The sequence below is a fragment of the Limisalsivibrio acetivorans genome (genome assembly GCF_000421105.1).
GTDB classification, from domain to species: Bacteria; Chrysiogenota; Deferribacteres; order Deferribacterales; family Geovibrionaceae; genus Limisalsivibrio; species Limisalsivibrio acetivorans.
In genome coordinates this window covers 1,880,694-1,906,421 of sequence record NZ_ATWF01000001.1, presented here as the reverse complement: position 1 = coordinate 1,906,421, position 25,728 = coordinate 1,880,694, and the positions used below count along the sequence as shown (strand labels likewise).

At 49.2% G+C, this 25,728-nt stretch carries 27 protein-coding genes and 1 riboswitch; of the genes, 19 read left to right on the top strand and 8 right to left on the bottom strand.

The window, feature by feature from the left end:
* The 6 genes from K300_RS0109060 (at position 1) to glmS (ending at position 5,605) form a co-directional block, all read left to right on the top strand.
* Positions 1–444 (top strand): type II secretion system protein, encoded by a 444-nt coding sequence (locus K300_RS0109060; RefSeq protein WP_022851356.1) that lies wholly within the window; start codon positions 1–3, stop codon positions 442–444.
* Positions 419–949 (top strand): prepilin-type N-terminal cleavage/methylation domain-containing protein, encoded by a 531-nt coding sequence (locus K300_RS0109055; RefSeq protein ID WP_022851355.1) that lies wholly within the window; start codon positions 419–421, stop codon positions 947–949. Before K300_RS0109060 ends, K300_RS0109055 begins: the two co-directional genes overlap by 26 nt.
* Positions 949–1,923 carry a PilW family protein gene (locus K300_RS0109050; RefSeq protein WP_022851354.1) on the top strand — a complete coding sequence of 325 codons (975 nt, stop codon included), beginning with the start codon at positions 949–951 and terminating at the stop codon, positions 1,921–1,923. Before K300_RS0109055 ends, K300_RS0109050 begins: the two co-directional genes overlap by 1 nt.
* Before the next feature lie 4 nt (positions 1,924–1,927).
* Positions 1,928–2,344 (top strand): hypothetical protein, encoded by a 417-nt coding sequence (locus tag K300_RS0109045; protein ID WP_022851353.1) that lies wholly within the window; start codon positions 1,928–1,930, stop codon positions 2,342–2,344.
* Between the two features lie 78 nt (positions 2,345–2,422).
* Complete coding sequence (glmU, locus tag K300_RS0109040) at positions 2,423–3,781, top strand: bifunctional UDP-N-acetylglucosamine diphosphorylase/glucosamine-1-phosphate N-acetyltransferase GlmU (RefSeq protein ID WP_022851352.1); 1,359 nt, start codon at positions 2,423–2,425, stop codon at positions 3,779–3,781.
* Positions 3,782–5,605 carry a glutamine--fructose-6-phosphate transaminase (isomerizing) gene (gene glmS / locus K300_RS0109035; protein WP_022851351.1) on the top strand — a complete coding sequence of 608 codons (1,824 nt, stop codon included), beginning with the start codon at positions 3,782–3,784 and terminating at the stop codon, positions 5,603–5,605.
* 717 nt (positions 5,606–6,322) lie between these two features.
* Here glmS and K300_RS0109030 read toward each other — a convergent pair.
* The 4 genes from K300_RS0109030 to K300_RS0109015 are packed head-to-tail and all read right to left on the bottom strand — an operon-like array spanning position 6,323 to position 11,257.
* A complete protein-coding gene (locus K300_RS0109030) occupies positions 6,323–8,092 on the bottom strand; it encodes a chloride channel protein (protein ID WP_040463093.1) in 1,770 nt (589 codons plus the stop codon).
* A gap of 44 nt (positions 8,093–8,136) precedes the next feature.
* On the bottom strand, positions 8,137–8,850 hold the full coding sequence (locus K300_RS0109025) for a class I SAM-dependent methyltransferase (protein ID WP_022851349.1): 714 nt from the start codon (positions 8,848–8,850) through the stop codon (positions 8,137–8,139).
* Positions 8,851–9,969, bottom strand: coding sequence for a homoserine O-acetyltransferase MetX (gene metX / locus K300_RS0109020; protein ID WP_022851348.1), 1,119 nt, complete (start codon positions 9,967–9,969; stop codon positions 8,851–8,853).
* Between the two features lies 1 nt (position 9,970).
* The gene (locus K300_RS0109015; RefSeq protein ID WP_022851347.1) at positions 9,971–11,257 is read right to left on the bottom strand and encodes an O-acetylhomoserine aminocarboxypropyltransferase/cysteine synthase family protein; all 1,287 of its coding nucleotides are present in this window, start codon (positions 11,255–11,257) and stop codon (positions 9,971–9,973) included.
* Between the two features lie 71 nt (positions 11,258–11,328).
* Positions 11,329–11,431: riboswitch (SAM riboswitch) on the bottom strand.
* A gap of 169 nt (positions 11,432–11,600) precedes the next feature.
* On the opposite strand from K300_RS0109015, the gene K300_RS0109010 reads away from it, so the two are divergent.
* Positions 11,601–12,209: a hypothetical protein gene (locus tag K300_RS0109010; protein WP_022851346.1), complete on the top strand. Its 609-nt coding sequence runs from the start codon at positions 11,601–11,603 to the stop codon at positions 12,207–12,209.
* Positions 12,210–12,785: 576 nt separating this feature from the next.
* Here the strand turns inward: K300_RS0109010 and lpxK are convergent.
* Genes lpxK through K300_RS0108985 form a run of 4 tightly spaced genes read right to left on the bottom strand, consistent with a single transcriptional unit; the run spans position 12,786 to position 16,698 of the window.
* Entirely contained in the window at positions 12,786–13,685 is a 900-nt protein-coding gene (gene lpxK, locus K300_RS0109000; RefSeq protein ID WP_022851344.1) for a tetraacyldisaccharide 4'-kinase, read from the bottom strand.
* Positions 13,675–14,436, bottom strand: a complete 762-nt coding sequence (locus K300_RS0108995; RefSeq protein ID WP_022851343.1) for a glycosyltransferase family 2 protein — start codon at positions 14,434–14,436, stop codon at positions 13,675–13,677. Before K300_RS0108995 ends, lpxK begins: the two co-directional genes overlap by 11 nt.
* Before the next feature lie 2 nt (positions 14,437–14,438).
* Positions 14,439–15,416: a UDP-glucuronic acid decarboxylase family protein gene (locus K300_RS0108990; RefSeq protein WP_022851342.1), complete on the bottom strand. Its 978-nt coding sequence runs from the start codon at positions 15,414–15,416 to the stop codon at positions 14,439–14,441.
* Positions 15,391–16,698: a UDP-glucose dehydrogenase family protein gene (locus tag K300_RS0108985; RefSeq protein WP_022851341.1), complete on the bottom strand. Its 1,308-nt coding sequence runs from the start codon at positions 16,696–16,698 to the stop codon at positions 15,391–15,393. Before K300_RS0108985 ends, K300_RS0108990 begins: the two co-directional genes overlap by 26 nt.
* 216 nt (positions 16,699–16,914) lie before the next feature.
* On the opposite strand from K300_RS0108985, the gene K300_RS0108980 reads away from it, so the two are divergent.
* The 12 genes from K300_RS0108980 to coaD all read left to right on the top strand — a co-directional run bounded on the left by K300_RS0108980 (position 16,915) and on the right by coaD (position 25,726).
* Positions 16,915–17,403 (top strand): YceD family protein, encoded by a 489-nt coding sequence (locus tag K300_RS0108980; protein ID WP_022851340.1) that lies wholly within the window; start codon positions 16,915–16,917, stop codon positions 17,401–17,403.
* Positions 17,404–17,422: 19 nt separating this feature from the next.
* Entirely contained in the window at positions 17,423–17,605 is a 183-nt protein-coding gene (gene rpmF, locus K300_RS0108975) for a 50S ribosomal protein L32 (protein ID WP_022851339.1), read from the top strand.
* 4 nt (positions 17,606–17,609) lie between these two features.
* The gene (plsX, locus tag K300_RS0108970) at positions 17,610–18,692 is read left to right on the top strand and encodes a phosphate acyltransferase PlsX (RefSeq protein ID WP_022851338.1); all 1,083 of its coding nucleotides are present in this window, start codon (positions 17,610–17,612) and stop codon (positions 18,690–18,692) included.
* 32 nt (positions 18,693–18,724) lie between these two features.
* Positions 18,725–19,696, top strand: a complete 972-nt coding sequence (locus K300_RS0108965) for a beta-ketoacyl-ACP synthase 3 (RefSeq protein WP_026836385.1) — start codon at positions 18,725–18,727, stop codon at positions 19,694–19,696.
* An 18-nt stretch (positions 19,697–19,714) separates the two neighbouring features.
* The gene (gene fabD / locus K300_RS0108960) at positions 19,715–20,632 is read left to right on the top strand and encodes an ACP S-malonyltransferase (protein WP_022851336.1); all 918 of its coding nucleotides are present in this window, start codon (positions 19,715–19,717) and stop codon (positions 20,630–20,632) included.
* A gap of 12 nt (positions 20,633–20,644) precedes the next feature.
* Complete coding sequence (fabG, locus tag K300_RS0108955) at positions 20,645–21,385, top strand: 3-oxoacyl-[acyl-carrier-protein] reductase (RefSeq protein WP_022851335.1); 741 nt, start codon at positions 20,645–20,647, stop codon at positions 21,383–21,385.
* A gap of 80 nt (positions 21,386–21,465) precedes the next feature.
* Complete coding sequence (gene acpP, locus K300_RS0108950; RefSeq protein ID WP_022851334.1) at positions 21,466–21,696, top strand: acyl carrier protein; 231 nt, start codon at positions 21,466–21,468, stop codon at positions 21,694–21,696.
* A gap of 119 nt (positions 21,697–21,815) precedes the next feature.
* On the top strand, positions 21,816–23,048 hold the full coding sequence (gene fabF, locus K300_RS0108945; RefSeq protein ID WP_022851333.1) for a beta-ketoacyl-ACP synthase II: 1,233 nt from the start codon (positions 21,816–21,818) through the stop codon (positions 23,046–23,048).
* Positions 23,045–23,755 (top strand): ribonuclease III, encoded by a 711-nt coding sequence (gene rnc / locus K300_RS0108940; protein WP_022851332.1) that lies wholly within the window; start codon positions 23,045–23,047, stop codon positions 23,753–23,755. The genes fabF and rnc overlap by 4 nt, the downstream gene beginning before the upstream one ends.
* Positions 23,745–24,770 carry a radical SAM protein gene (locus K300_RS0108935; protein WP_022851331.1) on the top strand — a complete coding sequence of 342 codons (1,026 nt, stop codon included), beginning with the start codon at positions 23,745–23,747 and terminating at the stop codon, positions 24,768–24,770. Before rnc ends, K300_RS0108935 begins: the two co-directional genes overlap by 11 nt.
* Complete coding sequence (rsmD, locus tag K300_RS0108930; RefSeq protein WP_022851330.1) at positions 24,691–25,215, top strand: 16S rRNA (guanine(966)-N(2))-methyltransferase RsmD; 525 nt, start codon at positions 24,691–24,693, stop codon at positions 25,213–25,215. Before K300_RS0108935 ends, rsmD begins: the two co-directional genes overlap by 80 nt.
* 7 nt (positions 25,216–25,222) lie before the next feature.
* Entirely contained in the window at positions 25,223–25,726 is a 504-nt protein-coding gene (gene coaD, locus K300_RS0108925) for a pantetheine-phosphate adenylyltransferase (protein ID WP_022851329.1), read from the top strand.
* Positions 25,727–25,728: the final 2 nt, after the last annotated feature.

Below are 25,728 nucleotides of genomic sequence, written 5' to 3'. Positions count from 1 at the left end.
ATGAACAGTAAAGGGATGACCCTCGTTGAAATGATTGTGACAGTATCCATTATCGGCATACTCGTTACACTGGCAACGGTGAACTATTCCAGCATACGCCGCAAGGCTATGGTGGAGAACGATGCCAAGAGGATATATGCGCTAAGTAATAAGGCGAGGCAGTTTTCCTTCACTTGGAAGGATACCCTTAAGCTGAATATAGCCAGCGGTGAGGCGTCGGTTGTTTATGCCGATAACGGAAATGTGGCCTCGGGGCTTAACGCAGAGCTTGATACAACCTTTGCAAAGAACGGCGACATAACCTTTAAGGACGGTTTTGTGGTTATTACGGGGTCGGTCACCACTGCCGGTTCGGATACCGGCGCAGAATATGACTGTGTCCTGTTTCAGGCAAGCAGGATTAAACTGGGTAAATTAGATGGCGGAAACTGTGATATCAAATAAGAAGGGTTTCACCCTGGTTGAGGTGCTGGTAAGTATCGTGGTTATGGCTGTGGTCATGCTGGGGCTTGCCTATGCCTATATCGTTACGGCACAGCGGAATTATGCGGATCTCCTTCGACAAAAGGGGGAGGAAACCGTTTCGGCAACAATGGAGAGGCTCAGGAGTATCCCCTTTGATAACGTAACAGATGAGCCCTCCTCACTCCCCTCCATGGATGTGGAGGATACCCAGCACCTGCGTGACTACTGCGACCCTGCCGATGGAACTACTCCTGATGATCCGGAAAATAGCGGTCAGTTTGTCTATAGAAGCGGCGGAAGCTCCCAGTTGGGCATTGCAAGTGCTGTGAACTGGGAGACTGTGTACAAGGTTTTCGATACAACCTCCGGCTACGGAGTGGACCTTCCCGGTACAAAGACCGTTGTGTTAACAATCTGCTGGCGATACAGGGATAAGCTTATGTCCATCAGCAAAAAAACAGTTATTCAGGAAGGGGGGCTTTGATGAGAGACTATCCCTCCATAATCAGAAAGGGTATAAAGGGGTTTTCGCTGGTTGAGCTTCTGGTGGTGCTTGGTATCTCCGGTATACTTATAACGGCTCTTTATACCACATATATAAAGCTCTACTCCGGCTATAAGCAGGGTACTAAGATTGTGGAAAGCCAGGTCGAGGGTATTATAAATTCCGAAATAATCCGTACAGACATTCAGAATGCCGGCTTCGGCATCGGAGATGGAGAAACCAAGACAGGAACTACCAACCCACTCTACCCGATAGAGTGGGACGGAACGAATCTGACCATATACTCCACATACAACAGGCTGGATAACAAAACCCACGGCTACGCACTGCTCAAATGTATAGACAATGTAACCAACGACATCTGCGAGATAGAAAGCGATAAGCGTGATCCGGCTCACTACGACGGCCTTAAGGTTATAAGCACTATCAACGATAATGAGATAAGCTACGTTCTGGGAACCGTCACAAGTCCAGATTTCTATGCCCTTGGTTTCCCCTATGATGATTCGGGTGTTAACCCTGATAAGTATGTAGCAATTCCGTACTTCCTCTCAAAGGACTGCAACGGTGATGATGTTTCTGATCTGGCCGCAAGGTGCAACCCGAATACCGACGTTCTCTGCAGAGGAACCGTTCCCCTGGTGGACTGTGTTGCCGATGTGAGAGCTTTTGCGGGATATATCGATAACGCCACCGGTGATATTATTTACGATGAATTCTCCAATATCGGAAACAGCGATCTAAACGATGTCCATAGATTCATGCTCTATGTTCTGGTTCAGGAGGGGCAGAGGGATAACGATTTCGATTTCGGCCGTGATACCATGGTGGGGCAGTTTAACTTCTCCGGCGACAACATCAGCGACAGCGTAAGCCTCGATCTTCCTGATGGGGGAGAGAACTACCGCTGGAATATAATAAACGTGGACGTCAAAACGCTTAATATAAGGTGAGAACATGAACATCAGAAACAATAAAGGTTTTTCGCTTGTTACTACTCTGGTTCTCTCCATGGTGGCACTTGCCTTCATCTCCACCCTTGCTTACTTCGTGCAGTCCGGCTCCCAGACAACAGCCTCACTCGGCTCCTATAAGTCATCATTGGATGTTGCCAAGGGTACTGCGGATTTTCTCATTGCAGGTGTGCGGGATAATCAGGTTGGCTGCGCAGACAATATAACCAAGGTAACCACGTTCATAAGCCGATACGACAACGAAACAACCACCCATGACATATCAGTTACCAACTACGAATGCAAAAGTTTCGATAATGATGAGAAGGAACTCTATATCTTCACCATTGAGGTGAACAGGGGAGCCAATCAGGAAAAATCCATTGTGGAGTTCGGCTATCTGGAAGATTTCTCAAGCTGAGCATTTCATTCTTGAACCTCTAAGTCTGTTTGGCTATCATAGCTAGGTTAAATGTACTGATTCTATTAGGGGTTTGATATGTCACTTCTTACCATAATCCTTGCCGCTGGTAAGGGAACCAGAATGAAATCCGAAAATCCAAAGGTACTTTTCGAAGCAGCCGGCAGACCGATGGTGGACTATGCCGTTTCCGCCGCCAGAGAGGCTGGTGCGAATGAGATAAATGTCGTTGTGGGTAGCGGTGCGGAGTTGGTTAAGGCACATCTCGGCAATTCCGTAACCTATTCTGTACAAAAAGAACAAAGAGGAACTGGCGATGCCGTTATGGCCGCCGAAGAGATTATTAAAGATAAGAAATGCCGAGTCCTTATCCTTTGCGGTGATATGCCCCTTGTAAGCGGAGCGACGCTTCGGAATTTTGTCGAAGAGGCAGAGCATCATCCGGTGAGCTTTATCACCGTTGATGTGGAAAAACCATTCGGCTACGGCCGTGTCGTTAGAGGTACCAACGGCAATGTGCTCAGGATCGTTGAGCAGAAGGACGCAAACGAGAACGAAAAACGGATAAAAGAGATAAATACAGGCATATACCTCTGCGACGGTGATACCCTGCTTGACAGGCTTTCCCGCATCGATACAAAGAACGCTCAGGGTGAGTTCTATCTCACCGACATAGTATCCGAGGGTGCCTACGCCTATAAAGCGGAAGACGAGGACGAGTTCATGGGTGTAAATACCAGAGCCCACCTTGCCGCCGCCTCTAAAATGATCTGGCGGAGAAGAGCTGAGCGTTTTATGGAAGAGGGTGTGAGCATATTGGATCCCGATACCTTCTATGCAGGGGCCGATGTTGAGATAAAAAAGGATGCTGTTATCTACCCGAATGTTTACATCGAGGGTGAGACCATTATCCATTCCGGAACCACAATCTATCCCGGAAGCCGCATTAAGGACTCTGTCATCGAAGAGAACTGCGAGATCAAGGACAACACGCTTATTCAGGACAGCTTCGTCGGTAAAGGCTCATCAGTTGGGCCGATGGCACAGCTTCGCCCTGGTACAAAGCTCCTTGGTGAGAATAAGATAGGCAACTTTGTGGAGACAAAGAAGATCAGCTTTGGAGAGGGGAGCAAGGCGAGCCATCTCACCTACCTCGGCGATGCGGATATCGGGAAGGATGTTAATGTGGGGTGCGGAACCATTACCTGTAACTACGACGGCATCAACAAGCATGTAACCACCATAGGCGACGGCGTTTTTGTGGGGAGTGATGTTCAGTTTGTAGCTCCTGTTAATATCGGAAAAGGAGCCCTTATCGGGGCTGGTTCTACCATAACCAAAGACGTGCCGGAGGATTCTCTGGCCATAACAAGGGCAAAACAGCTCATAAAGGAAGGATGGGTTTCATCCTGGAAGAAGTCCAAGGAGAAGAAATAGATGTGCGGAATAGTCGGCTTCATAGGGGACAGCAGTGCCTCAAGCGTTATAATGGACGGCCTTACAAGGCTTGAGTACAGAGGATATGATTCCGCCGGTATATCCCTGCTTGAGAAGGGTAAGATCGAGATAGTCCGCAGTGTGGGCAAACTCGTAAACCTTCAGGAGAGCATCAAGGAGTATGATTTTACCGCCACCGCAGGCATCGGGCACACCCGCTGGGCAACCCACGGCAAGCCCTCCTTCGTTAATGCACATCCCCATAAGTCGAATTCACTATCCATCGTGCATAACGGTATTATCGAAAACTACCTTTCCCTTAAGGAAGAGCTCATGGGCAAAGGGTATGAGTTCCATTCAGAGACGGATACAGAGGTTATCGCACATCTTATTGACGTGTCGTATGACGGTGATCTCAAAGGTGCGGTTCAGGGTGCTGTCAAACGCCTTGAAGGCTCCTATGCCATTGCTGTAATCAGCGAGAAGGAACCGGATAAGCTCGTGTTCGCAAGAAAGGACAGTCCCCTTGTAATAGGGGTAGGAAACGGCGAGATGATGGCCGCCAGCGATATCCCTGCGGTTCTCAGCCGTACACGCAATTTTGTATTTCTTGAGGAAGGTGATGTGGCTGTTCTCACAAAAGACAGCTACGAGATATACGATGAAAACGGTATCCTTGCCGAGCGTGAGATAAAGCGTATCGACTGGAACCCTGTAATGGCGGAGAAGTCCGGCTACAGGCACTTCATGCAGAAAGAGATCTTCGAGCAGCCCCGCTCCATAATCGATACTATTAGGGGGAAATACCGCCTCGAAACGGGGGATGTGTATCTCGATATAACCGATGAAATGAGAGACTCCCTGGAAAAGATAGACCGCATCGTAATAGTTGCCTGCGGAACAAGCTGGCATGCAGGGCTCATAGGCAAATTCTATCTGGAACGTTTCGCAAAACTCCCCGTTGAGGTGGATATCGCCTCTGAGTTCAGGTACAGGGACCTTGTGATGAATGAGCGTGTACTGCTCATAACCATCAGCCAGTCCGGCGAAACAGCGGATACACTCTCTGCGCTCAGGATCGTCAAGAAGATGGGCTCAAGCGTCCTCTCCATATGCAATGTTGTGGGCTCCACCATTGCCAGAGAATCCCACTCTGTCATTTATACCCATGCTGGCCCGGAGATTGGGGTTGCATCCACAAAGGCGTTTACAACCCAGCTGGCCTCACTCTTCGTGTTCGCACTATATATGGCAAGGATTAGAGGGCTTATGGGTGAGGATCAGGCGAGGAAATATATCGAAGAGCTTATAGCTATACCAGAGAAGCTTGAGAAGGTTCTCAGTCAGGACGATGATATTGAAGAACTGGCGAAGACATATAAAGACAGCAAAGACTTTCTCTACCTTGGGCGTAATGTGAATTACCCGATCGCCTTGGAAGGTGCGCTCAAGCTAAAGGAAATTTCATACATCCACGCCGAAGGCTACCCTGCTGGAGAGATGAAGCATGGACCCATCGCGCTGATAGATAAGGATCTGCCCGTATTTGTAATAGCCGTAAAAGGCTCCGTTTATGAAAAGGCGGTTTCCAACATCGAAGAGGTGAAGGCGAGGGATGGAATCGTTATCGCTGTTTGTACAGAAGGGGATAAAAACCTGCCGAAAATCTGCGACCATGTTATTACAGTGCCCGAGTCGTGTGAGGAGCTCTCCGTATTTCTCACAGTAACCGCAACGCAGATATTCGCATACCACTGCGCAAACCTGCTCGGTCTCGACGTCGACCAGCCCCGAAACCTCGCAAAGAGCGTAACGGTGGAGTAGGGGTAGGCCTGATTTTATGTATGGAATTTCCCTTACATTAATCTGGGAAATTCGTCATCCTGAGAATTTCCCTGGTCTGATGTAATCTATGGAATTTACCATCCATGGAAATTCCATTGTTGTTCGAGCAGGGAAACCCTGCTCTCTAGCACTTCCGGCTACGTGAATTGAGCAGAGCCCAATTCAGCTACGCCTTCAGAGCCAACATCCATGTTGGCTGATTATGTATCAGCCTTAATTATTATCTTCTAGATGGGTTTTTGAGGGGTGCGGGGAACTTTGTTCCCTAAAAAGTTCCCTGCATTCTTAGGTTTACTAATCCATTGAAGCCTGTTGCATTTAAAGATTGCTAGTATGATTAGCATAAGCTTTCATGGATGAAAGCTCGCTTGCGTAAGTGAGAAGGAGGTTACTATTAATATCTGGGAAATTCGTCATCCTGAGAATTTCCCTGCCGCTACGCTTGGCAAAGCCTTCGCTCCGCTTACTTCCGGCTACGTGAATTGAGCTGAGCCCAATTCTCCTACACCTTCAGAGCCAACATCCGTGTTGGCTTATTACGTATCAACCTTAATAGTTATCTACAACGTGAGTTTTTGAAGGGTTGTTAAGGGGTGGTTTGTTCCTAAAAAGCACCCCTTAAGTCTTTTCCAAACATAATCACACTCGAAATTAACCATAAATACTGTATTTTCGTGCTAAAGCAAGACTTACTTTCTAGAACTCGCCTTCTTTAAGCCGGTCTTCCTTACGTTTTCGCAAGACCTTGTTATAAGTGGATATAATATCTCTTCGGGTAATGATTCCCACGAGTTTTGTTTCATCTTCGGAGTCGACAATGGGTAGAAGCTCCACACTGCGGAAGCCGATGAGCTCGATGGCGTTTGCCAGTGTGTTCTCGCATTTGATGGTGGGGATGTCCTTTTCGCATATCTCCCCTGCAACAACAATATTTTCCAGTCCCTCTTCAAAAACAAATTCACGAATCTCTTCAAAGAGTAGGACGCCGACGAGGGTATTATCATCCTTGACTACGGGAAAGTTGTTGTGTTTCGTGGTGGGAATGAAATGCATAAAGTCGTAAAAGCTGGTGCTTTCATGGATAACTATGGGGTCAGGGCGCATGATGTCACGAACCTTGATGTCCTGGAGAACCTGCAGGAAGAACTCACCTTTATGTATGGGTGAATCACTGCGCATCTCAACCTGGTTCACATACATTGTAGTTTTTCTGAGTAGTAGGAAACTGAGCGTACTAACCCACATCGAAGGCACCAGAAGATGGTAATTCCCCGTCATCTCGCTAACCATTATAATCGTTGAAAGGGGCGCACTGGCTATGCCTGAGAAGAAGCCTGCCATCCCTACAATAACATATGCGCCTGGCTCGGGTGCAATCATCGGTATGAACATGTTGAGTGCAAGACCGATAAAACCACCAACCGCCGCACCAACAACCATAGAGGGGCCGAATATTCCAGCTGAGCCGCCGGAACCGATACTGAATGACGTCGTTAGAATCTTTGCGAAAATGAGCACGAGGAGAAAGCCTAGGGCCAGCTCCCGATGCATGGCAAGCTCTATCTGTGCATATCCGCCGCCGAGTGCCTGCGGTATGAAGTAGCCTATGATACCAGTGAGCAGTCCGCCGATGGCTGGCTTGAAATAGGGTGAGATCTTGAGGACGCTGAAGGCTTCATGGATACGGTAGAAGGTTCTGACGTAAATCCACCCGAAGAGTGCACATGCGAATCCCAGCACAGTGTAGCCCAGGAGCTCCATAGGACTCCTGAAAACGAAATCAGGTGTCGCAAACAGAGGATCCCAGCCGAAAAAACTACAGAAAATGGAATAGGCGATAATCGATGTTATGGTAGAGGGGAGGAGTACCTCATATTCCATGTCAGAGCTGGAGTAGAGAACCTCTGCGGCGAAGATTGCGCCAGCCAGAGGGCTTCGGAATATTGCGCCCACACCTGCACCCATACCAGCAGCTGTGAGAATACGCTTCTCCCTGTCCGTAAGCTTGAGTGCACGTCCAAGGAAGGAGCCGAACCCTGCACCGATCTGTGCTATGGGGCCCTCCCGACCGCCTGAGCCTCCGGAGCCTATGGTTACAGCACTGGCTATGGTCTTAACGATTGGTACCTGCCATCTGATATAGCCGTTCTTTTTATGTATTGAATCGATGGCTGCATCGGTACCGTGCCCTGCCGCCTCCGGGGCAAAACGGCAAACTAGAATTGCGCTTATCAATCCCCCCAGTGCAGGCATTATAATAAGCATCCATCGTTTGAGCTCCGTTGTTGCATGGCCGAATATTGCAGGTTCGCCGGCGGTTTCCTCGACACGCATACCAACTATTAGGTCCAGCATGATATATGAACAGCCTTGAAGAAGCAGAAAGAATAAGATAGCGCCGATACCGGCAACGATGCCCACGGCGGTGCCTAGGATGAACCATCTCCCGATAGAGGGGAGATTCATTCTTTGAATCCTGTTACGAAACAATCACTCAACTCGCTTACAGATTAGATTTTCTGAAAAATATAGATACCTTTTTTATCGGTATATGCGGATATCCCGCCCGACTTCCTCTCAATGCGCAGTTCTTTCTGGATATTCTCAGGAAGCCTTTCGAATGCTTCCTCGATACGTTTTATCCCGTCGGAATCCGCTCCCAGCCTTCCGGCCCATTCATAGAAGTCGTGCCTCTTAAAGATAGAGGTGAAATAAAGCAGACGCAACTTTTCAGCACCAAAGGAGAGTATCTCTTCAACCCTGTAACTGCGTCTGTGGGAATTATCCCTGATATATTCAATGACGTTGAGGCATGCATCCTCAACATCTACAACACTGTCGATCAAAACAAACTGTCCGCAAGGCCTAAGCACCCGGGCTACTTCGGAGAAGAAGTCCACCGGGGATTGGAAATGATGCAGGGCCAGTCGGCATGTAGCAACATCGAAGGAGTTATCTTTAAAGGGGAGCTTCTCTGCCGGAGTGAGAACAAGATTGCCGTGGGAATTCTTCTCCCCGGCCGTTCTCAGCATCTGCTCGGATATGTCGCAACAGACACGCATGGAAGCAGATACAGCCGCCGCACAGTGTCCGGCACCAGTAGCAACATCCAGCATGTTTTCAAACTCAATCCCTTCGTAACGCCTGCGGATGATATCAAGATCATCCCCTTTAATATGGTCCCCGCTTATGTAATAACTGAAGGCTGATTCATTAAAACCCATTCACCCTGCCTTTTCGGCGAGAAAATCACTAATAAGTTTGGTCTGCTCCTCAAATTCGAGGAGGAATGCATCGTGCCCGTAATCAGATTCGATATTTTCCCACCGTACATTTTTACCATGTTTCTTCATTATATTGTAAATTTCCTCAGTTTGGTAGGGGGGAAAGAGAATATCTGAGGTGAACGATATAAGAAATGTGTCGGATTGAATCAGGTTCAACGCATCCTTAAGGGTTATTCTGCCGTATGAAAGGTCAAAAATATCCATTGCCTTCAGTATGTAAAGATATGTGTTCGGGTCGAAGAACTCGGTAAACTTGTATCCGTTGTACCTTAGATAATTCTCAACCTCAAAGAAGCCGCTGAAATCGTAGATACCCTCAAAGGCGGCGAAGCGTCTGCCGAATTTATTGTGAAACGCCTGATCGGATAGGTATGTAATGTGCCCAGCCATCCTTGCGATGGCGAGACCGTCCGTCGGGTATTCGCTGTCGTAGTAATCCCCCCCGTTCCAGCGGGGATCCTTTTGAATGGAGAACCTTGCGATACTGTTGAAGGCGATGGCCATGGGGGTTATGGCATGGGTTGTTGCGATAGGGATAACGCTTTCGCACATGTAAGGAAAGGTGCACGCCCACTCAAGTGCCTGCATTCCCCCCATGCTTCCGCCGCACACGCTAAGCAGTTTCTCGATGCCAAGGTGGTCCACAAGCATCTTCTGGAGCTTAACCATGTCCCGTACAGTTATTACGGGGAATTTTAGACCGTATCGTTTCTTTGTGGCAGGATCCACCGATGAGGGACCTGTGGTGCCAAAGCAGCTACCGAGGAAGTTTGAGCTGATAACGAAGTATTTATCCGTATCAAAAGCCTTTCCGGGGCCTATCATGGAGTCCCACCATCCGGGTTTCTGTTCATCTTCCCTGTGATAGCCAGCAGCGTGGGCGCTTCCCGTTAAGGCGTGACAGACGAGGACGGCATTACTGCCGTCCTCGTTCAATTCACCATATGTTTCATATGCCACAGTGACGGGGGATATAACCCGTCCACTTTCAAGAAAGAAATCCTTCTTGAATGTGACATATTGAGTTTTAACTATTCCGACGGATCCCTGCTCCATCTTAAACCTGCTCCGCCTTTGCGAGTGCCTGTTCGAGATCCGCAAGGATATCTTCGCTCCCTTCGATGCCGATGGACATCCTGATAAGCCCCTCTCCGATGCCCGCCGCCTGCTTCTGCTCAGTGGAGAGCTGGCGATGGGTGGTGCTTGCGGGATGGGTTACGAGAGTTCTGGTGTCCCCGAGGTTTGTCAGGTGGGTTGCAAGCTCAACACCCTCGATGAATGCCTTGCCAGACTCGTATCCGCCCTTTAATTCGAAGGAGAGCATCGCACCGGATCCTTTGGGGAGATACTTTTTAAGCCGTTCAGCGTTTTTGTTTCCATCAAGATCAGGATAGCTTACACGCTCCACAGCGGGATGCCCTTCAAGGAACCTCGCAACCCTACCTGCGTTCTCCACATGGCGCTCCATGCGCAGATGCAGAGTTTCAATCCCCTGCAGGAGCAGGAATGCGTTCATAGGTGTCATGCATCCGCCGATATCCCTCATGATCTGAACCCTCATCTTAACGGCCAGCGCCATGTTCCCGAAGGTTTCGGAATAGACCACACCGTGGTAGCTGGGGTCCGGTTCGGTGAAGCCGGGGAATCTGCCCGAAGCCGCCCAGTCAAAGGTTCCGAGGTCCACCGCAACGCCGCCCATGGAGTTGCCGTGCCCGCCGAGAAACTTTGTGACGGAATGGATAACCACATCTGCTCCGAAATCCTTCGGTCTGCAAAGATACGGTGTTGGGTACGTATTGTCTACGATGAGCGGTAGTCCGTTCCTATGGGCTATCTCTGCCACCTTCTCCATATTCGGTATATCGTTGCCGGGGTTTGATACCGTTTCTAGGTATATCCCCTTTGTTTTATCTGTAATCGCACCTTCGATAGCCTCGAAGTCATCGTGATCGATGCCGATAAACTTGATACCGAGCTTCTTGAATGTGCTGAAAAAGAGATTGTTGGTACCTCCATATAGCCTGTTTGTTGTGATAATCTCATCCCCCGCCTCGGCGATGGAAGTGAAAACCATGAATTCAGCAAATTGACCGGAGGATGTGGCGACAGCTCCTGTGCCGCCTTCAAGCATTGACATTCGGTTCTCAAGAACTTCAACAGTTGGGTTGTTCAGGCGAGTGTAGATATAGCCCGGTTCTGCAAGGTCAAAAAGCCTTGCCGCATGGTCTGCGTCCTTGAATTGGTAAGCTGTGGTCTGATAGATTGGTACAGCTCTGGCACCCGTAACAGGGTCGGGTGTGTGTCCGCCGTGAACGGCGATGGTGTCAATGCTTTGATACTTCATATGAGTTCCTCCAAAAAAAAAGCCTCTTCCCGGGATGGAAAGAGGCTGTATAAGTTCCAATTCGTTATGGTAACTTATCTCCCCCGCCCAGGGAAGGATTTAGCACCTTTCCCGGGTATCGGGCGGTTGCTGTGGTTTCGCAGGGCCTTATCCCTCCACCACTCTTGATAAGTTCAAGTATTAAATATAATACCCATTTTTTTGAAAAGTCAACAGTTTTCATCCTGTTTTAGTTACATAACCCATCTAGGACTGTGATTACGGTTGCTCAATATCCTTTTGACTGATATAAACTATCTGTTCTGTTACACTGTTTTAAATAAATCACCGAAGGTTTTTAATAATGAGTAAACTTAAAGTCGCTCTTATCATTTTCGCAGTTGCTGTATTTGCCCTAGTGGTCGGCACATTTGTTTATAAGTATGTGAGCAAAGATACCAGTGCAGAATCCCAGCTAACAACGGATCAGGTTTTGGCAGAGGAGTGGCAGTTCCGCTCCATAGGGGATACAGGGATTTCCATAATCGCCCCCTCAAGCCTTGAAGAGGTCAAGCTCCCCTCCTATGAGAATGCAAAGGACAGGCTGGACGGCTATGAGATGTACACCTACCGTTCGGGTTATTTTGAGTTCACTTTGATCGAACTCACAGCCAAAGATTCCGAACCGGATGCAGAGGAGTACTCCAAGGGCTTCGCAAAGACCGTTAAGAAAACCAAAGGTATAAGCCGCTATAAGTATGACCTCTATCCTGTAGAAATAAACGGACGAAAGGGGTATTTCGTCAAGGGAACAGCGAACACCAAGGGTCTTGAAGTTAGTACCGATTCCATTGTTTTCACCGAGGGCAAGGATCTGTGGCACATCTACACCCGGTATGATGAGAATATGCCCAAGCTTGTATCGCTTATGGAGAAGGTGCTCAACAGTGTGGAGATAAACGAAGGGGACTAACCTTAGTATATTTGGGAAATTCATCATCCTGAGAATTTCCCTGGTCTGATTTTATGTATGGAATTTACCATCCATGGAAATTCCATTGTTGTTCGGGCAAGGAAACCTTGCCCTCTCGCACTTCCGGCTTCGTGAATTGAGCAAAGCCCAATTCAGCTACGCCTTCAGGGGCTTCCATCCATGGAAGCCTGTTACCTATCAACCTCAAACGTGTGATTAGCATAAGCTTTCATGGATGAAAGCTCGCTTGCGTAAGTGAGAAGGCAGCTTCTTTCTTCGAACGGCAGAATAATTTCCATGGACGGGAAATTATTCAGACAGATAAAGGGGTTTTTAAGGGGATTCTAAGGGGAAAGTTTTCCCTAAAAATTTCCCCTTAGTCTGATTTAATCTATGGAATTTACCATCCATATAACCTGGGAAATTCATCATCCTGAGAATTTCCCTGGCGCTACGCTTGGCAAAGCCTTTATGCTGCATACTTCAGGGCTTCCATCCATGGAAGTCTGTTGCGTATCAGTCTTAATTCTTTAGTGAATAGCTGAAAATTAGTAAGTATGCTGGGAGATTTCTTGGTTAAATATTCAGTGCGTTTAGGAAGCCGTTGAGGTCGTTGAGTTCGACATCAATGGCGGCGTAGGCGTACTTATGTTTTCTTTCATCGGGTAGTTTTACGTAGTCTTTTTCAGTCGTGAGTATCATTTCGGCGTTAATTCTTTCTGCCGCTTCTTCGATACTGTTCAGCACCTTGTCTGTATAGTCCGCATGGTCGCGAAATGGGCGTGTTCTTCCGATATTGAGGTTTTGATCCTTCATAAATCGAAAGAACTTCATTGGTGAGGCTATTCCTGCGAAGGCGAAGATCTTTTTGCGTCCAAACTCCTGAAGGTCTACTTCTTTGCCGTTCTGGTAAATCCCCTTGAACCGGATCTTGCTGAAGAATATCGGTTTATCCTTTACTAGGTGCCTGATATTTTTCTCTATGTTTTCATCTATGGCTCGGGTGAAAACAACTATATCTGCACGCTGAATACCCCGGGGAAACTCTCTCAGGTAGCCGAAGGGGAATATGAGTCCTGTGGATACGGGGCGTTTCTGGTCCATGAGCAGGATGTCCACATCTCTGGGCATACGCTTATGCTGGAATCCATCGTCCAGTATTATTATATCGGGGTCGAATCGTTCCTCGGCAACCTGTGCAGACTTGAGCCTCTCTTTACCTGTGATTACAACAGCTCCTGGGCAGGCCTTTGCCATCATGTATGGCTCATCCGCCGCTTCTGGGGGCGAGAGCTTGATCTCGCTGCCGTCTGAGATCACTGTGGTATCGAGTCCCGCCTTGCCTCTGTAGCCTCTGGAGAGTATGCAGACCTTTTTGTTCTGTTCGAGGAAGTGGCGTGTGAGCATTATGGTGAAGGGTGTTTTACCCGTTCCGCCGAGGGAGATATTCCCTACTGAGATTACCTTAGCCCTCATTGCGCTCAATTTCCCATAGGAACACATATTTAAGGAAGACGTAAATAAAGCTGCTTACGGCAACAAGGAGGCCGTGAAAACCGTCTAGAAATCCGCCTCTGATGATGTACTTCTTGATGAATGCCGCAGGCGGATTGAAGATAAGGCGAAACATGCTGAATCTGCGTCCGTTTTTATGGTAGCTCATGGCGGCTGTTTTGGCGTATTTAAGAAGACGCTGAAAGTGGTCGTTAATATCACGGTAGGAGTAGTGGATTAGATCGCCGTTCAGTTTACCCTTAGTTCCTTCTATCTCAAGGACATCGTGGGGGTCGTACCCTCCCCAGCGGGGATTTGCTGAACGTTTCACGAGGCGGAGCTTGTTGTCCGGCTGCCATGAATGGGCGAGCATCTTTCCTGCGTAGAAGGTGCGGCGGTTCATGATGTAGCCGTCCTTTTCACCGGAGGCAACTGTTTCTCTTATGGAGTTTTCGAGCTCGGGTGTTACTACCTCATCACAGTCGAGGGAGAGGATCCATTCCTGAGTGCATTTTTCTATGGCGGAATTCTTCTGCTTTACATGCCCCTTCCAGTCCTCGTCATAAACCTTTGCACCAAAAGCTTCGGCGATTTCAACTGTTTTATCAGTAGAGTGGGAATCAACGACGATAATCTCATGCGCAAAGCCCATAACGCTTTCGAGGGTGCGGCCTATGTTGTCCTCTTCATTAAAGGATATGATGGAAACGGAAAGGGGTAGATTGGAAGACATGCCTACTCCCCGATTTTCTCGATGGCTTCACGGAAGTAGTCGACGGTTTCACGTAGTCCGTCATCAAGGCTGACTTTTGGCTCCCAGCCGAGAACCTTCTTTGCCTTTGTAATATCGGGGCATCTGCGCTTGGGATCATCCTGTGGAAGATCCTCATAGACGAGTCCTCCGGAAGCCTGCAGGTTATCTGTGATTATCTCCGCAAAGCTTTTTACGGTGTATTCATCGGTGTTGCCGAGGTTGAAAACCTCACCCGAGATGCCTTCCATGGTTGAGACACGGTAGATACCCTCAACGAGATCTTCGATGTAGCAGAAGCTCCTTGTCTGGCTTCCGTCACCGTACACGGTGATCGGCTTTCCAGTGAGGGCCTGATAAACGAAGTTGGGGATGATACGTCCATCATTGAGACGCATGCGTGGGCCGTAGGTGTTGAATATTCGGACAATTCGAGCATCGACACCATGCTTCCTGTGGTATGTCACCGTCATCGATTCGGAGAACCGCTTCGCCTCATCGTATACGGAACGTGGGCCGAGGGGGTTCACATTCCCCCAGTAGCTTTCAGGTTGCGGGTGAACCTCGGGATCCCCGTATATCTCGGAGGTGGATGCGAAGACGTAGCGAGCCTTCTTCTCCTTGGCGAGGCCTAGAGAGTGCATGGTTCCTATGGAGTCCACCTTAAGTGTCTGGATGGGGTAGTTAAGGTAGTCTACGGGTGAAGCTGGGCAGGCGAAATGGAGCACAAGGTCAACCTTCCCTTCCACATGTATATAGTTTGTAACATTGTATTTAACAAAGGTGAAATTCTCATTTCCGAGGTTATGGGCGATATTTTCCATGCTCCCTGTGAGCAGGTTGTCCATGCCAATAACCTGCCAACCCTCTTTGAGGTATCGGTCGGTGAGGTGACTGCCGATAAATCCGGCGGCCCCGGTTATGAGAACCCTTTTTTTATCTGCCGATGCTGTAATATTCAACTCCTGCTTCCTTCATTGTTGCGGGATCGTATATGTTGCGGCCGTCTATTATAATGGGGAGCTGCATAAGGGACTTGATCTTTTCGATGTCAGCCTCTTTGAATTCAGACCACTCCGTAACGATGAGAAGGGCATCCGCACCGTTAAGTGCTTCGTACTTATCGTTGAAGTATTTGATATTCCCCCCCTCGGGGTAGAAGTTCTTAAAGTTTTCAGTGGCTTTGGGGTCAAAGAGCCTGAGTTGTGCTCCCGCCTCACCGAGCTCGCCTACTATATCAATTGCGGGTGCCTCACGGATGTCGTCTGTATTAGGTTTAAAGGCAAGTCCCCATATGCATATCTGCTTATCCTTGTTGATCCAGAGGATATCCTCGATCATCTCGAGGTATTTGCTACGGCGTGATGCGTTTATCATATCCGCCTCTTCGAGGAGGGTGAAATCGACACCGTTTTCGTTTGCCATGTTGATGAACGCCTTTATATCCTTGGGGAAGCAGCTTCCGCCGTAGCCGAGGCCGGCATTGAGGAAGGGTCTTCCGATACGCTTGTCGTAGCCCATGCCGTCCGCCACCAGCTCAATATCTGCACCAACCTTTTCGCAGAGGTCGGATACCATATTAATGTAGGATATTTTAAGGGCGAGGAATGAGTTTGAGGCATGCTTTATAAGCTCCGCCGCAGCGGGTGTTGTTATCAGTAAAGGGAAGCCCTGATCGGTGTATGGCTTATATATATCCTTAAATATCTGCTCCGCCCTTTCGCTCTCCACGCCGACAACGATACGGTCGGGATTTGAGAAGTCGTAAAGCGCAGAACCTTCCCTGAGGAACTCGGGGTTTGATGCAACATCAAACTGGGCATCGGGTGCGGCGTATCTGTTTAGTGTCATCTTGACACGCCTGTGTGTATTAACGGGAACGGTGGATTTTTCGATTATGAGCTTGTAGCCGTCGCTTATGGAGGCAATCTGTCTTGCGGCTTCCTCAACCTGGGAGAGATCCGCCTTACCCGTATCGCTCTGGGGTGTGCCCACGCAGAGGAATATCGCTTCTGCAAAGCGTACCCCTTCATCAATGTTATCCGAGAAGGTAATGTTTCCATTTGAGATATTCTTTTTAAGAACCTCGGAGAGGCCGGGTTCGTAGATGGGCGATTCCCCTTTTCTGAGGGTTTCGAGTTTTGATGACACCTTTTCGATGCACATAACCTCGTTACCGGTATCTGCAAGACATGCAGCGGTTACGAGGCCCACATATCCGGCTCCGATGACTGTAAGCTTCATGTTTGAAAACCTCTTTTATTGACGCTTTTACCAAGTTTGGACTTTACCGATATTTACCATGGGTGTCAATTCAATGTTGCACAAATTAGCCTCACCTGCGGGGCTTTGGAAATCTGTCCTTGAAGATGTGGCGGATCAATGTTACTGAAATGCTATATAGGCTTGACTTTCCATCGACCCTTCTATAATATTCTTTCTCTTTGACCGAGGTGACTGGTGAAGCTGTATTTCGAGAGTATAAACGAAGAGGGGAAGGAGCTTGAGACGGAGCTTTCCTTTGAGTTTGACGAAGGCACCTTCGAAAGGGTCGCCTTCAGCGGAAGTATCTATCCCCTGGACTCCAAAAACGAGGAATTTTTCCTTGATGGCCGTCTTGATTCGGAGGTTGTGCTAACCTGCGACAGATGCCTGAAAAAGAGAAAACTGAACCTTGGCGAGCAGGTGCGTGTCAGAGTATTGGCAGGCACTCTCAAGATTGAGGGGGAAGAGATTGAGCTTAGTGATGAGGACGCCGGAACCTATGAGGGTGCGGCGGATCATATAGATCTCCATGAAATCCTGAAGCAGGAATCGCTGCTTCTGCTCCCTATGAAAGTTACCTGCGATGAAGATTGCGCAGAGGAACTTCCCATAGAGGAGGAAGAGGATAATACGGAGCCGGAGAAGGATTCCCGATGGGAAAAACTCCGGAAACTTAAAGAATAAATCTAAGGAGCAATGCAAAATGGCAGTACCTAAGAAGAAAACAACCAGATCCAAAAAAGGGCACAGAAGAAGCCACCATCACGCCAAGACCATGGCATTCCACAAGTGCAGCAACTGCGGCGAGCTTACCATGCCCCACAGAGTCTGCCCTTCCTGCGGGTATTACAACAAGAAGCAGGTTGTAGACAAAGCAGAAATCTAAGAACATGAGAATTGTCGTTGATGCCATGGGGGGTGATTTTGCCCCCGTGGAGATTGTGAGAGGAGCGGCGGACGCCTGCCGCGACCTTGATACTGATATACTCCTGGTGGGTCGTGAAGCCCAGGTCAAAGAGGAGCTTGATAAGCTCTCATCCTACCCCCTTTCCCGTATTGAGATCAGCGACGCTGAAGATGTTGTAACCATGGATGATTCCCCCTCTGCAATCCTGAGAGGGAAGAGGAATTCCTCCATACACAAAGGCCTGCGCCACGTTAAAGACGGCAGCGGTGATGCGTTCTTCAGTGCCGGAAACACGGGCGCTGTTATGGCCGTTGCTAAGATGGTTCTCAAGGTTCTTGAGGGCATCGACAGGCCCGCCATCGGCGCAGTTCTCCCCACCATAAAAGGGCACACCGTTCTCCTCGATGCAGGGGCGAACGTTGAATGCAAACCTCTCCATTATCTTCAGTTTGCCATTATGGGTAGTGCATACGCACACATAGCCCTCGGCATAGACGACCCTAAGACAGGTCTGCTCAGTATCGGCGAAGAGGAGATGAAGGGGAGCGATGTTATCAAGGTTGTAAATCAGCTCCTTCGTGAATCCACCGGCGTTGTCAACTTCCACGGCAACGTGGAGGGTAAGGATATGTTCAGGGGGACGACAGACGTAATCGTCTGCGACGGTTTCTCAGGCAATGTCGCTCTCAAGGTTTCCGAATCCGCCGGCTGGTTCGTCTCCAAGATGATAAAAGAGGAGATAACCAAATCAGTCCCCGCCAAGATAGGTGCTCTTTTCGCCAAAGGGGCTCTTATGCGTGTTAAAGAGAGGGCGGACTATACCGAATACGGCGGTGCTCCTCTGCTCGGTGTTGGCGGTGTCTGCATCATCGGCCACGGCAGCAGCAACCACAACGCTGTTAAAAACGGAATACGTGTTGCAAAAGAACTTGCCGAAAACAACCTCAACGGCCTCATAGAGGAGAAGGTAAAGGAATCCTTCGAGGTATTAGAAGTTGACAAAGGCGGGTCATTTCTGGATAATATTCTCGGAAAATTTAAGAAAAAATCTAATCAGGGCAGTTAACGCCCGTCATCCCCGACGGTGTCAATATGGCTATATTTTCTAGAATTTCCGGTACGGGCTCTTTTTTCCCGCCGGATGTAATGACGAACCATGACTTTGAAAAGTTTCTTGAGACCTCTGATGAGTGGATTATTACCCGAACCGGCATACGTGAAAGACGTATAGCCAAGAATCACTCATGCTCGGATATGGGCTATGAAGCGGGGCTTAAGGCCTTGGAGATGGCAGAGATGAAGCCGGAGGATCTTGACGGAATTATCTTCGCCACCTTCACCCCCGATACTACGATGCCCTCCTGCGCATGCCGTGTGCAGAGCCTTCTGGGTATTCCCGGAACCTTCGCCTTCGACATTGCTGCGGCATGTACCGGATTTCTCTATGCCTGCAACGTTGCAGATTCGATGATCAAATCGGGAAGTGCCAAGAATATCCTTGTCATTGGTGCGGAAAAGATCACCGCCACTGTGGACTGGAGCGATAGAAGCACATGCATCCTCTTCGGTGACGGAGCTGGAGCGGCTGTCCTCTCTGCATCGGACAAACCCGGCATAAGAAGCGTAAGCGTTCATGCGGACGGCGACCATGCGGATCTTCTCGCACTCCCATGCCTCGGTACCGAGTATCTTGCCAAGCGTAATGAGCTGGATATTGAAGCGGGCATGATAAAGATGAGCGGGAATGAGGTCTTTAAGATAGCCGTAAGGGCCATGGCCGAAGTAGCTTCAAGGGCTGTGGAGATGAGCGGACTCTCCTATGATGATATCGACTTCCTCATCCCCCATCAGGCGAACCTCAGAATCATCGATGCCACAGCGAAAAGGCTTAACCTTGCACAGGAAAGGGTAATAATAAATTTGGACAGATACGGCAATACATCCGCCGCAACCATCCCCACCGCCCTTGACGGAGCTGTTCGTGAGGGTAGGATCAAGAGGGGTATGAACATCGCCTCCGCCGCCTTTGGAGGCGGACTTACATGGGGCGGTATGGTCTTTACATTCTGATTGCAGGAGGAACTAAGCATGGGTAAAACAGCAGTAATCTTCCCCGGTCAGGGCTCCCAGACAGTGGGTATGGGGAAGGATTTCTACGAAAAATACGATGAAGTAAAGAATATATTCGACAAAGCGGACGAGGTTCTCGGCTACTCCCTTACAGAACTCATGTTCAACGGCCCCGAAGAGGACCTTAAACTCACCTCAAACACCCAGCCGGCTCTGCTCACGATGAGTGTTGGTCTCTGGGAGGTTGTTAAGGATAAGCTCAGCCCCGATTTCTTCGCCGGGCACTCCCTCGGCGAGTATTCCGCCCTTGTGGCAGCCGGAGGAATGAGCTTCGAGGACGCAGTCCTTGCTGTTCACAACCGTGGTAAATTTATGCAGGAGGCTGTGCCTGTGGGAACGGGTTCCATGGCCGCCGTCATGGGCTCCGATGAGGAGACCGTGCGCAGGGTATGCTTGGAACTCACCGACGACAACGGCGTTGTGGAGCCGGCAAACTTTAATTCCCCCGGGCAGATAGTCGTTGCGGGGAGTACGGCAAAGGTTGCCGAGTTTGCCGAGAAGATCAAAGAGGCTGGTGCTAAGAGGGCTGTTATGCTCCCCGTTAGTGCACCCTTCCATTGCTCGCTCATGAAGCCCGCGGCGGTTAAAATGGCGGAGTATCTTAAGAATATCGATATAAATGATCTGAGCACTCCTGTGTTCAGTAATGTTAAGGCGGAGCCCGAAAGATCGGCTTCCCATGTTTACGACAATCTTGTTAAGCAGGTTGCAAGCCCCGTTCTGTGGACAGAAACGATCCAGAATATGGCCGCAGCAGGTGCTGACACTTTCATAGAGGTGGGAGCCGGAAAGGTTCTCACAGGACTCGTCCGCAAGGTCGATAAATCACTGAACTGTTCCAATGTGGGGATTGTCGGTGATGAAGAGAAGCTTTAAGGAGATACTGATATGCTCGAAGGAAAGGTAGCCCTCGTAACAGGCGGTTCCAGAGGGATCGGTCGCACAGTGGCGCTTAAGCTGGCATCGCTGGGTGCAAATGTGGCAGTTAACTACGCCTCCAGCTCAGCAAAGGCTGAAGAGGTTGTTAAAGAGATAGAAGAATCAGGCGGCAAGGCTCTGGCGGTTAAGGCAAATGTCGCCGATGAGCCTTCGGTTAAGGAGATGTTCGCATCGATAGAAAAGGAGCTCGGCACGGTCGATATCCTTGTGAATAATGCGGGCATAACCAAAGACGGCCTTATCATGAGAATGAAAACAGAGGACTGGGACGCAGTTATCGATGCCAACCTCAAGGGCGCATTCCTCTGTACCCGCTTCGCAGTTAAGGGTATGATGAAGAAGCGCTACGGTAAGATAATCAACATTTCAAGCGTTGTTGGCTTCATGGGCAACGCCGGCCAGGCAAACTATGTAACAAGTAAAAGCGGCCTTACGGGGCTTACAAAGTCCTCTGCCCTTGAGCTCTCCGCAAGGGGTATACGTGTAAACGCCGTTGCACCGGGCTTTATCGAAACCGATATGACCGGCGGCCTGGATGAGGATGTTAAGAATCAGATGCTTGAGCGTATTCCTCTGAAGACCTTCGGAAGCGGTGAGGATGTGGCAGGGGCGGTTGCCTTCCTTGCAGGATCCGATTCCGATTACATCACAGGAGAAACGATCCACGTTAACGGTGGAATGTATATGTAAAGCAAGCCGGGACTGTCCGGATAATGTTATAAAGTCCAGAAAATACAATTTTTAGAAAAACATAAACCCAGGAGGAAAACATGGACATCGAAGCTAAGGTAAAAGAGATTATAGCTGAGCAGCTTAACGCCGAAGAGGACGCAATAAAGCCCGAGTCATCTTTCATTGATGACCTCGACGCAGATTCCCTCGATACAGTGGAGCTTATCATGGCTTTCGAAGAGGAGTTCGGTATCGAGATCCCCGATGAGGAAGCTGAGAAGATCAAAACTGTCGGCGATGCAATAAACTACATCACCAAAGCACAGTAACGAAAAAATTTACATGCGTATAACCGGGGTCCGGAAACAGTTTCCGGATCCCTTTACAGTTATTTTAACCGGCTGTATAATTTGTTAATTATTCAACGCACAGATAGTCGGAGGATTTTGTGAGAAGAGTAGTAATTACAGGAATAGGTCTTGTGACCCCGCTTGGTGTCGGCATTGAGGACAACTGGAACGCCCTGCTTTCCGGCAAGAGCGGTATATCAAAGATTACCAGGTTTGATACCTCGGATTTTCCCGTTGATATAGCGGGCGAGGTGGCTGGGTTTGAACCCACAGATTTCGTAGATAAGAAAGAGCTCAGGAGATACGACCAGTTTATCGTTTATGCGCTGGCCGCAAGCGAGCTTGCCATGAAGGATTCCGGCATCGATCTTGAAAAGGTGAACAGGGATCGCTTCGGCGTTATTGTCGGCTCCGGAATCGGAGGGTTTGAAACCATCGAGAAAACCCACGAGGCCTATAGAAAGGGTGGTTACAGAAAGATCTCCCCCTTCTTTATTCCTGCGGCTATCATAAACATGGGAAGCGGTGCTGTTTCCATCAAATACGGCCTTAAGGGGCCCAATCTTTCCACTGTTACGGCATGCGCCACTGCCACCCATGCCCTCGGGGATGCCTTCAAGATAATTGCCCGCGGCGATGCGGACTGCATGGTGGCCGGTGGTGCAGAGGCAGCTATAACACCCCTCGCCGTTGGAGGCTTCACTAATATGAAGGCTCTTTCCAGACGTGTGGATGACCCCCAGAAAGCCAGCAGACCCTTCGACAAAGGGCGTGACGGTTTCGTTATGGGTGAAGGGAGTGGTATCCTTATCCTTGAGGAGTACGAGCACGCCAAGGCACGGGGAGCCAAGATCTATGCAGAGATCGCTGGCTACGGCCTTGCCGGGGATGCCTATCACATGACAGCCCCCGACGAAAGCGGCGATGGTGGTATGAGAACCATGCAGATGGCCATTGATGATGCCGGCGTTAAGCCCGAAGAGGTGGATTACGTCAACGCCCACGGCACATCCACCCCTTACAATGACGTTATCGAAACGAAGGCGATCAAGGGTGTGTTCGGCGAGCACGCTTATAATATGAAGATAAGCTCCACCAAGTCTATGACCGGACACCTTCTCGGAGCGGCTGGGGGTATCGAGGGTGCTTTCCTTGCGCTCACAATCAAAAACGGCATAATACCTCCCACCATCAACCTTGAGGAGCCGGACGAGGGGTGCGATCTGGATTATGTACCTAATAAACCCGTTGAGGCGGAAGTAAACTGCGGAATAAGCAACTCCCTCGGCTTCGGCGGAACAAATGCGACTATTCTTCTTAAGAAAATATGACAAAAGACTCGGATCTTAACCTCCGACTGAATGAATTAGAAAAGCTCCTGTCCTACGAATTCAAGGACAGGAGCGTTTTGATCGAAGCATTAACCCACCGCTCCTATTCCCATGAGAAGAAGGTAAAACGAAACTACGAACGCCTTGAGTTCCTCGGCGATGCCGTACTTCAGCTTATAATCACTGAATATCTTCTTGATAAATATAAGGACTACGATGAGGGTGTCCTCTCCAAACTGAGGGGGCATTTTGTGAGTGAAGGGTTCCTCAGCGAGCTCGCCACGAGCATGTGCATCGGTGAATACATCTTCCTCGGCAAAGGGGAGATGGCCAGCGGCGGCAGGAACAAGGATTCGCTCCTGTGCGACATCTTTGAGTCCATAGTGGCTGCCGTGTATATCGACGGCGGGTATGAAACCGCTGAGAAAACGGTTATTGAGCTTTTTGGCGGCAGGATGGACGAGGATATCTCTAACAACACCTTCATCGATGCCAAGAGCGAGCTGCAGAAAATAACCCAGAAGGTTCTCGGCATGCTCCCTGAGTATAATGTTATCCGAGAGCAGGGACCGGAGCACGATAAAACCTTTGTTGTGGAGCTTACGGTGGGTGATGCCATCTGCGAAACAGGAGAGGGGAAGAGCAAGAAGAGTGCGGAGAAGGATGCAGCGGTTAAGGCGCTGAAGAAATTCCCCGATGAAGCTTAAGGTTCTCCCCGTATTCATCCCCTTTGCAGGGTGTAAAAACCGTTGTATCTACTGTGATCAGGCGGGAATAACGGGGATTGACCCCCAGTCCGCAGTTAAGTCCGCAGAGAAACAGATAAAGATGTCCCTCAGCTACACAAAAAACTGGGACGAAATAGCCTTTTACGGCGGCAGTTTTACCTGCCTTGATGAACATATAAGAAAACAGCTCTACCGTCTCGCCTATACAAACGCCTTCCGGCGTGTCCGCATATCCACAGACCCCGGCTGTATTTACGATGAACTCCTCGATGAAGCGAGGGGAAACTTTGTTAAGACAATTGAGCTAGGTGTTCAGAGCCTTTCCGATACTGTACTTGCCGCCAATAGAAGGCCTTGTTCATCCAAGGTGATCATGCAGAGCGTGGAAAAGGTGCAGGAGCGTTTTAATCTCGGAGTACAGATCATGACCGGTATGTACGGGGAGGGGTGGGGTGACTTCAGGAATACCGTGGACAGGCTGTGCTCAACGGGTGCTGTATATGCGAGGATATACCCCACGGTTGTTCTGGAGGGGACGGAGCTGTACACGCTTATGAGCTCCGGCGCTTATGAACCGCTCACCCCGGCAGAGACAATCCGGCGGGCTCTTTACGCATACACAGCATTCGAGAACAGAGGCATTACGGTTATCCGGACCGGCCTGCACAGTGATGCGGATTTTCAGGAGAGGATAAAGGGTGGATTCTATCACCCGGCGATGGGGGACCTTGTTAAGACAGCGGCGATGCTGTTATACTGCTCCCTCGGCTATGTCTTAGAGGCTCCGGCGGGAAAGATACAGGGCTATTTCGGTTATAAGTGCGCAGTCAGACGTATATTCCCCGAAAGTATAAGAACTGCCGACAGGGAAACGGGCTTAAAAGAGATATGCGAAAAGGTACAGGAGGCATTCTGTGAGGATAACAGCGGGGAGCTTGAAAGGAAAATCGATTACTACACCCAAAGGCTCCTCAATACGCCCTACCACGGATAAAACGAGACAGGCGGTGTTCTCCACCCTTTACGACAAGGTGGAGGGTGCAAAGGTGCTGGACTGCTTTGCAGGAACGGGAGCCTTCGGCATAGAGGCGATAAGCCGGGGTGCAGAAAGCTGTACATTTGTGGATACAAACACTGCGTTTCTCATGAAAAATCTGAAGGATGTTCAGAGAAACTGTGTAAGGACAATAAAAAAGGATTTCTTTAAGACCGCCTCCGCACTGGGAGGAGGTTACGATATAGTATTCATCGATCCCCCCTACGGCATCTACGGTATAAATAAAACACTGGAGTATGTTAAAGAGAACGCCCTCCTTGCAAACGGGGGAGTTTTGATATATGAAGAGAGTGTACGAACGCCCTTCGAGCCTGAGGAAGCCTGCTTTGAGCTTTTAAAGGAGAAGAAGTACGGCGAAACTATAATAAGATACTTCGGATGATTATGTTATGAGAGCAGTCTATCCCGGAACCTTCGACCCCATGACCATGGGTCACCTTGATATTGCCGAGCGGGCGGCAAAACTCTTCGACGAGCTCGTTGTCGCAGTGGCGGAAAGCCGCAAAAAGAACACACTATTCAATGTGGATGAAAGAACCGAGATGGTTCGTGAATCCGTAAGCCATATCTCAAACATTCGTGTGGTAAATTTTAACTCCCTCCTCGTCAAGTTTATGAGTGAGATGGAGAGTAAAACCGTAATCAGAGGGCTTCGAGCGGTATCGGATTTCGAGTATGAATTCCAGCTTGCACTTATGAACCGGAAGCTTGACGATGAACTTGATACGGTTTTTCTTATGCCCACAAAGCAGTATATATTCCTCAGTTCCAGCATGGTTCGTGAGATCGGCGCCCTTGGTGGTGATATAAGAAGCTTTGTTCCGGGCCCTGTTCTCAAGAAGATGCAGGAACGCTTCTGCGGGGATGAGAACACCCCCTGCTGGGGCGACTAGGA